This window comes from Erwinia sp. (assembly GCF_031978025.1).
GTDB lineage: Bacteria > Pseudomonadota > Gammaproteobacteria > Enterobacterales > Enterobacteriaceae > Erwinia.
Genome location: NZ_DALZCD010000189.1, coordinates 1 through 8,584, shown reverse-complemented (window position 1 = coordinate 8,584; position 8,584 = coordinate 1). Strand labels below are relative to the sequence as shown.

Annotated in this window: 4 protein-coding genes; 3 read left to right on the top strand and 1 reads right to left on the bottom strand. The window is 54.6% G+C overall.

Annotation, left to right across the window (positions count from 1 at the left end; all coding sequences use genetic code 11):
* Positions 1 to 1,096, bottom strand: a 1,096-nt coding sequence (locus tag RTK32_RS14895) for an AMP-binding protein (RefSeq protein ID WP_312045326.1), incomplete at its 3' end; no start/stop codon positions are given.
* A 529-nt stretch (positions 1,097 to 1,625) separates the two neighbouring features.
* On the opposite strand from RTK32_RS14895, the gene gltP reads away from it, so the two are divergent.
* The 3 genes from gltP to RTK32_RS14880 form a co-directional block, all read left to right on the top strand.
* Positions 1,626 to 2,921 (top strand): glutamate/aspartate:proton symporter GltP, encoded by a 1,296-nt coding sequence (gene gltP / locus RTK32_RS14890; RefSeq protein WP_312045325.1) that lies wholly within the window; start codon positions 1,626 to 1,628, stop codon positions 2,919 to 2,921.
* 522 nt (positions 2,922 to 3,443) lie between these two features.
* Entirely contained in the window at positions 3,444 to 8,150 is a 4,707-nt protein-coding gene (locus RTK32_RS14885; RefSeq protein WP_312045323.1) for an autotransporter outer membrane beta-barrel domain-containing protein, read from the top strand.
* A gap of 258 nt (positions 8,151 to 8,408) precedes the next feature.
* Positions 8,409 to 8,584, top strand: a 176-nt coding sequence (locus RTK32_RS14880) for a PAS domain S-box protein (RefSeq protein WP_312045328.1), incomplete at its 3' end; no start/stop codon positions are given.

The window sequence follows — 8,584 nt, the reverse complement described above, 5'->3', positions numbered from 1 at the left end:
CTGCCATAAGCGCGCGGATTGCCGTAGGTGCGGTATAAAGCAGCGTAACTTTATGTTTATCGACCACTTCTGCCATCCGGCTCGGTTTCGGCCAGTTCGGCACGCCTTCAAACATCAGCGTGGTCGCGCCCAGCGCCAGTGGACCGTAAAGCAGATAGCTGTGGCCGGTGATCCAGCCGACGTCGGCGGTACACCAATAGATATCATCGGCATGATAATCAAAGACATATTTAAAGGTTGTCGCCGCGTAAACCAGATAGCCGCCGGTAGTGTGCAGCACGCCTTTCGGTTTGCCGGTGGAACCCGAGGTATAAAGGATAAATAGCGGATCTTCCGCATTCATCTCTTCCGGCTGGTGGTGTGCGCTGGCCTTGTTCACCAGCTCGTGCCACCATAAGTCGCGGCTGTGCCAGTCGATATCCGCGCCGGTGCGGCGGAAGACCACCACGTTGCCGACCGTGGTGACGTTGGGATTAGCCAGCGCTTCGTCGACATTTTTCTTCAACGGGATAGCACGACCGGCGCGAATGCCCTCATCGGCGGTGACCACCAGTTTCGCGGCAGAATCGACAATACGGCCGGCAACGGCTTCCGGCGAGAAACCGCCAAAAATAACCGAATGCACCGCGCCAATGCGTGCACAGGCCAGCATAGCGACGGCAGCTTCCGGCACCATCGGCATGTAGATAGCCACCACGTCGCCTTTACCGATGCCCAGCTCTTTCAGCGAGTTGGCGAAGCGGCAAACTTCACGATGCAGTTCGCGAAAGGTCAGGGTTTTGCTTTCGTTGGCGTCGTCACCTTCCCAGATAATGGCCGGATGGTCGCCCCGACTGTGCAGGTGGCGATCCAGGCAGTTGGCCGCCAGGTTTAGCGTGCCGTCTTCAAACCAGCGAATATTGATATCGCCCGGGGCAAAAGAGGTATTCTTCACGCGCGTGTACGGCTTTATCCAGTCGAGGATTTTACCCTGTTCGCCCCAGAACGCTTCGGGATCCTGTACGGATTGCTGGTACATCGACTGGTACTGCTGGGCAGTAATCAGCGTATTTTCCGCAATGTTCGCGGGAACGGGATGTCGGTGTTGTTGGCTCATGGCTACTCTCCTTGAAGATGTTAATAATATGTCAATCAAAGGTTAGATGGAGCGAGCCGCGGGGCTTTGTTTGCTTTTTGCGCCATGGATCACGCCATAACGTCAGGTGATGAAAAGGGTCAAAAGGTCACCATAATACGGTGGAACTTTCTACAAGCGTTGCCCACTCATTCACCGCTTAACGCAAACGGCCTGCACAAAACGCGCACAACTAAACCGGGTAGTTTGCCTGAAGCCCGGTGATTAACGGCATAGCTATGCACAAGTGTGGTGATATATTACTAATTATAACAAAGGGTTAGTATAAGGCATCGATTCCAGAGCTTTATCCTGTTCGATGATGATAGTTTAGCCATATATCACTTAGGGTTGCATTTATACCTGTGAAAATGGTACTGATTACGCGCCTGCAAATCAGGTATCAACCATCCATTATCCGCGCATTCGCCGACATCGGCCTGCTTCCCTTGAGAGTGACTGCTCCGCATTAACGACGCGGAGAGCGGGTTTTGTTAAGGAAAAAACTATTATGAAAGCTGCAAAATTCAGCCTTGCCTGGCAAATATTGACGGCGTTGGTACTGGGGATCGTCGTTGGCGCGATACTGCATAATCAACCGGAGAACCGTGAATGGCTAATCACTAACTTTCTCAGTCCTGCCGGGGATATCTTTATCCATCTGATCAAGATGATTGTTGTGCCTATCGTGATTTCTACGTTAATCGTCGGGATCGCCGGCGTGGGCGATGCAAAAAAACTGGGGCGGATCGGCGTAAAAACTATCCTCTATTTTGAAGTGATAACCACCATTGCCATTGTGGTAGGGATTACCCTGGCGAACGTGTTTAAACCTGGCTACGGCATTGATATGTCGACGCTGGCAACGGTGGACATCTCTAAGTATGAAGCCACAACGGCGCAGGTTCAGGGCGGTGCACATAGCCTGGTGACCACTATCCTGTCGCTGATCCCGCAGAATATTTTCGCGGCGATCGCTAAAGGCGACATGCTGCCGATCATCTTCTTCTCGGTCCTGTTTGGTCTGGGGCTCTCTTCACTGCCTGCGGAACATCGCGATCCGCTGGTGAAAGTGTTTCGCTCCACCTCAGAAACCATGTTTAAAGTCACCAACATGATTATGCGTTATGCGCCGATTGGCGTCTTTGCGCTGATCTCCGTGACCATTGCTAACTTTGGTTTTGCCTCGCTGTGGCCGCTGGCCAAGCTGGTGATCCTGGTGTATGCCGCTATTCTGTTCTTTGCTTTTGTGGTGCTGGGGTCGGTCGCACGACTCTGTAAGCTGCGCATTACCACGCTGATGCGTATCCTGAAAGATGAGCTGATCCTCTCTTACTCCACCTCCAGTTCCGAAACGGTGCTGCCAAAAATCATGGAGAAAATGGAGGCTTACGGCGCGCCTAAGTCTATTACCAGCTTCGTGGTGCCGACCGGCTACTCGTTTAATCTGGACGGTTCCACGCTCTACCAGAGCATCGCGGCTATCTTCATTGCGCAGCTATACGGAATTGACCTCTCTATTGGGCAGGAGATCGTTCTGGTATTGACGCTGATGGTCACCTCGAAGGGGATTGCAGGCGTACCGGGTGTCTCCTTCGTGGTACTGCTGGCTACGCTGGGCAGCGTCGGCATTCCACTGGAAGGCCTGGCGTTTATCGCAGGCGTTGACCGTATCATGGATATGGCGCGCACCGCGCTGAATGTGGTCGGTAACGCGCTGGCGGTACTGGTGATCGCCAAGTGGGAACATCAGTTTGATGCCAAACAGGCGGTAGCCTACGAGGCCCGTCTGTCATCCGCTTCATAATTGCCGTAGCGTTACGCTAAAAACGACAAAAATTAAAATGGCCTTCGGGCCATTTTTTTTATCTTTTTCTTTTGGTTAAAGCGTAACGGTCAGGCAACCCGATAAGCAAAAAAGAGATTATTTACTTCTTACCTGAATAGAATTAACACTTTTTTTTAATCATAATTATTTGACGATAACACAGTCTGTATTTATTTTATTTCCCTCTTTTTTTACTTTCCTCATTTAACCTGTCATAAAATAGTGTTTTATCTCAGCCCTGAAAGGGCAGTGAATTTGTGTAAAAATCAAAAGAATAGCGTTTAATAAAGGGCCGGTTATTAATGTAATAAATACGGCATTATTCTTATTTTGTCAGAAATGTCGTTTGCTGCCGTTATTTCGTATAGATCTTTGCTGCCGGTAATGATGTGATTGTTAGTAACAAACCTTAATTATTCATTACGTCATCTGCTTTTGAAAAGGCAGGTTTAGGGCGTGATGCTTTCAGGCGTTTTTTCTTCATCTCTGGAGGAAATATCCTTGTTTAAATTACATCCCCTTTTTTTAAGCCTTATTGCGGCACAGGGCATAATAGCCCCTGCGTTTTACAGCCAGGCCGCCACGCTGAAACCTTTTTCTCCCTATGTTAACGATAATAAGGCAGGTGTCTTTTGCGTCTGTAACGGTTCCACGCAAACGCTTAGCGGAAACCAGCAGTTTTTGCCGGGGCTGAGCGGCGCGCAAAGCTTTACCCTGCGAGAGCTGCAAGGCCGGGTCAATAATCCAGACCTTTCACTGGCGGAAAGACCGGGCCTGGATCCCGGGACCAGCGATTACACTATCAGCGTGCCGGACTGGGAGAACGGCGGCTATCGCCCCTTTGATGTATTTAACTCCGCCAATATGATCGAAGTGCCGCCGATTGGCCTGGACACGCCGGTGCCAAACTATGTTGACGTCAAGGGCGGACAATACGTCAACGCTCGCGTGGCGCAGGTCAGTAAAGGCACCATCAACGTGGAGATCGGCCAGGCAGGTGCGGCAACGGCATCAGCAACCAACGGCTGGCGCATGGCGGCCAAACAGAGTCGGCTTTTTGCGGCCACCGGCAGCGGCACTATGAACTGGAATGCGGATAACCGCCTGACCTTTACTTCCGCGCTTCCGCCTGTCGGCGGGCCTTATCTGACCCTCCCCGTGGACAGCGTAGCCTATTACAAAGGCGCATTCAGCGTTACCACGCGGAATAACGTCACTACGCAATTCAACGTAACCAGTTTTGAGACATTTAAAAGCTATAACAGCTGGCTGATCGAGCAGTTGGAAAGAGGTCAACTCGACACCGAACGCTATCGTGACGAGCTGGATAAAGCCGTCACTATCACCAGCGGGCAAATTGTTTACGGCATTGTGGCGCAGGATCCGAATGATGAGGCGGCACAACCCATTGGCGAGCTGGTGGTACTTAGTGCTGACGGTGAAAAAGCCACGGTCACGGTCAATAAAACGTTGGAGGTAGTCAACGCCAGCAGCGCGGTGCTGGCGGCGAACGGCGGTACCGCGATAATTAACGGCAAAGTTGCCAGCACCGGCAACGGCAGTACCGACGGCGACGCCCTGAATCTGCTTAGCGGCAGCGTCGGCATAAATAACGGCGTCATTAACAGCGGCTTTTTCAACCAGGCTGATGGTACGGGCGTGGACAGCGGTACGGTAGGCCACAGCAGCAACGCGGTCAGGCTTGAGGGGAAGAGCCGCTTCACTAATAACGGCGTAATCAATGTTGTCGGCAGCGGCACCGGTCTGGGGATCTTTGACGGCAGCGCGACCAATCACGGCAACATCAACGCAGGCATGGGGAATGGAGCCAGCGGCGTGTTTGTTAACGGCGACGGTGCCAGCTTCGTCAATGCTGCCGACGGCACGCTCTGGCTGGGGCGTCTGCCGCAAAATCGGCTGACGGATGCCGTTACCGATACGCCGCTAAGCGGTGCCGTCGGCGTGAATATGGTGGCGGACGGCAGCGCCATTAACGAAGGACATATCGTTCTCGGTTCGCAAACCCAGGGCAGTGCCGCGATGAAGGTGGTGAATGGTCCGAACGCTCGCCTGCAAAATAATGGCGTTATCGACGTTAACGGTCAGGCGATGTTTGGCCCGGAGGAGAGTATCGCGATGATAGCGATCGATTCCGGCAACAGCGGCCTTGTAGGCAATTCAGGTACGATCAATCTGAATGGCAATAATGGCGTCGGGATCGACGCGATCGCCAGCAGCGGCCATTTCGCCAACATCTACTCCGAGGGGAGGATTAACGTTAACGGCAGCGTCGACCCGTTAAGCGGCACGGGCAATACCGCCGTTTGGCTCCGGGCCGAGGAGGGCGGCAGCGCTTATGCTCGCATCACCGGACCGATCAACGTGGTCGGGCAGGGGGCGGTTGGCCTTCGTGCCGACGGCTCAGGGGCGTCGGTTTACGATAGCGCTACCGTTTCCGGCGACGGCGCTAACGCCATAGCTTTCGACATGCAAAATGGCGCGAACCTTACCCTGGCAGAGACGGCGTCGGTAAACCTGACCGGCGACAACAGCACCGGCATTCGGGTAACTAACAGCGGCTCGTTTTTTATGCGCGGCATTATGACCGTCGCTTCCGGGGTTGCTATGGAGGTGATCGAAGGCGCCGCGCGTTATTTTCCTGAGAGCGCTCAGCTGACGGCGGGCGGTACGGCGGCCATACGCGTGGGCAATAACGGTCATTTTGCGCTGTACGGCGACGGCATCTTCCGTAACCAGGTTACGGGCAACGGGAACGCCGATGCCATTCTGCTGGATAAAGGGGCCGCCGGGCTGTCCGTTGATGGCGCTACGCTGACGGTGAACGGCAGCGGTAGCGCCATTAATAATGTGGCGGAAACCCGCAATATTTCCCTGACCAACACTTATATTTACGCCAGAGGCAGCGGTAGCGGCATCCGATCGGCCACCGCTTTCGATCCGCAGGGCACTGTTACTATCGAACCTTCCGGTGGCGCAACGGGCTATACCTTCGCTAATGCCGATGGATCCACCACCGATGCCGACATGCTGCTGCCACACGGTATGGTTATTCTTGTCGGCAGTGACGGAACGGGGATCCGTGCCAATACCACGGGCAAAGTGATTTCCGAGGGGAACATCTATATCACTACCGAAAGCGGTGGCTCAGCCATTGTCAGTCAGACTGCCAGCGAAGTCATAAACCGCGGCGACATTTTCTCCTGGAGCACGGCGGCACCCGTTATCGATCTGCGCGGCGGCAATACGGTATTTATTAACGAAGGGACAATTGCCGCGCAGTATGCCGATACGGTTATTGTGGCGGGTGGCGCGACGAACGATCGTATTGCCCTGATCGGCGGGTCGGTGCTGGGCGACGTTAATACAGGTAACGGCACCGATACGCTGACGCTGACCGGCGGCACGCTTGATGGCAGTTTGACGATGGGCAACGGCATCAATAACCAGGCCTTTGTGCAGCACGTCAGTCTGGCTAACGTCAGCCATATCACCACGGCAGGCGGCGAAGGCAGCACGCTCAGCCTGAGTGAAATCGCGGCCAGCGGCGGTTCCTTCGCCAGCGACGATCCCGGCCGGGGCGTCAACCTCGGGGCTGGCTGGAGCACCCTCAACTTCTACCATACTGACTGGACGCTGACCGACAACCTGAAACTGGCGCACAGCACGCTGAATATCGACAGTGAGTCCACGCTTTATGCCGGAAACCGTGTTAACCCCGTGCTGGCAGGCGGCAGCAGCGATTCGCTGGTAGTAAATAATGCCGGAACGCTGGATCTTACTAATGGCGTTGGCTCGCCGGGGAACACGTTAACTATTAACGGCACGCTGAACTCCCTGAACGGCAAGTTGAAGCTTGCCAGCGCGCCTGGCGGCGGCAGCCAGCTTAGCGACAGGCTGCACGTTAATGGCGATGTTAACGGCACCACGCTACTCAGCGTTACGCCCGTGGCGGACAGCACCGGCGCGTTGAGCGATGCCAACCAAAACGGTGTGATTGATGCTAATGAAGGCGTCTCTCTGGTGCAGGTGACGGGCAGTGCCAGCGCCCGCAGCTTTGCGCTTCAGGGCGGCTATCTGGCGGCCGGCCCGTGGCGTTACGACCTCTACAGTTTTGCACCGGGCAGCAGCGACGCCTCCCAACGGCAGGTCGAAAGTCGCGACAGCCAGTTCCATGATTATCGTCTGGCTAACGGCCTGGTCAGCAACGGAGGAGCCTCCCGCGCGGCGGTAGTGCCACAAGTTCCGTCTTATCTCTCCGTACCAACAGGGCTGGCTTACTACTCGGCCGCTACGCTTAACGATCTGCATAACCGACTGGGTGAGTTGCGTCAGCAGGGCGAAAACGGCGGGGAAATGTTCCTGCGCTATACCGGCGCCAATATGCGCTACGGCACCAGCCAAAACTTTAAGGACTTTGGTTACAACTTTGATATGGATTACAGCGCGCTACAGATAGGAGGAAACATCGTTCAGCTGGATGGCGATAACGGCAGCCTGCGCGGCGGCATTGCCTGGACGCGAGGAAACAGCCGGATCCGCCCGAGCGCGGCGGATGGCTACAGCAGCACTACTTTCGACAGCGATACGCTGGCGCTCTATACCACCTGGCTACAGAACAGTGGTTTCTACCTGGACGGCACGCTCTCCTACAGCTGGCATCGCGGTGAAACGGACATCGCACGCACGCAAAACGTGGCGAAAATCAAAGGGAAGGGCTGGAGCGCCTCGCTGGAAAGTGGCTATCCGTTTGCCTGGGATAACGGGCTGCGGCTGGTGCCTTCAGCCCAGCTGACTTATCTGCACCTGGGGCTGGACAGCTTTAGCGATAAGGACAACCTGACGGTCAGCTACGACGATGCTCACCAGACTATTGGACGCGTTGGCGCGAAGCTGGACCGGCTCTGGAGCGACGACAGCGGCCGCCAGTACACGCCCTATCTGCGGGCTAATTATTACAAAGGGTGGGACAGCCAGGTCAAAACTACCGTGGGCGCTAAAGGTGTGGAAGGGCTTGATCAGAGCTTCCGCAGCGGCAAGTTCGGTCAAATGGGGGAAATCGGCGTTGGCGGCACCACCACCTTCAGAAATAACGTATCGCTTTATGCGGAAGCCGACTACCGGAAAGAGATCGACGGTAACGGCGGTAAAGGCTGGGGTTATAACGCAGGCGTAAGATGGCTTTTTTGATCTGTTGAAGGGGTGATCCGGCTAACAAACTAAAACATCTCTACATAATCATGGCTCGCCTGGAGCAGGGTTATGCGGGCAGCTGGAACCGGTTCTTTTCTCGCCGACTGGCTGCCCGTAAGGCTTTGCTCTTTTTTTGTGCTTGAACGGAATTTAACTTTAGCAACTAAAGTTCGGGCGGAACGGGCCGAAAATATAACGAATGATAATTTATCCCTTTAAAGCCCAACTCCGGCCACCGCTTCAAGGATTTACGCCATGCGCACCAATCAACCCGTAACGCAGCAGGAATTTGTGTTTGATGATAACGCCACGCTGATGTCCACCACGGACGCCAGCAGCCATATCACCTACGCGAACGACGCATTCATTAAAGTTAGCGGCTTTACGCCGGAAGAAATTCACGGGCATCCTCACAATTTAGTCCGCCATCC

What these genes read in the sequence shown, in the direction of transcription:
- gltP (WP_312045325.1), top strand. Translation starts at nt 1,626, where the DNA reads ATGAAAGCTGCAAAATTCAGCCTTGCCTGGCAAATATTGACGGCGTTG.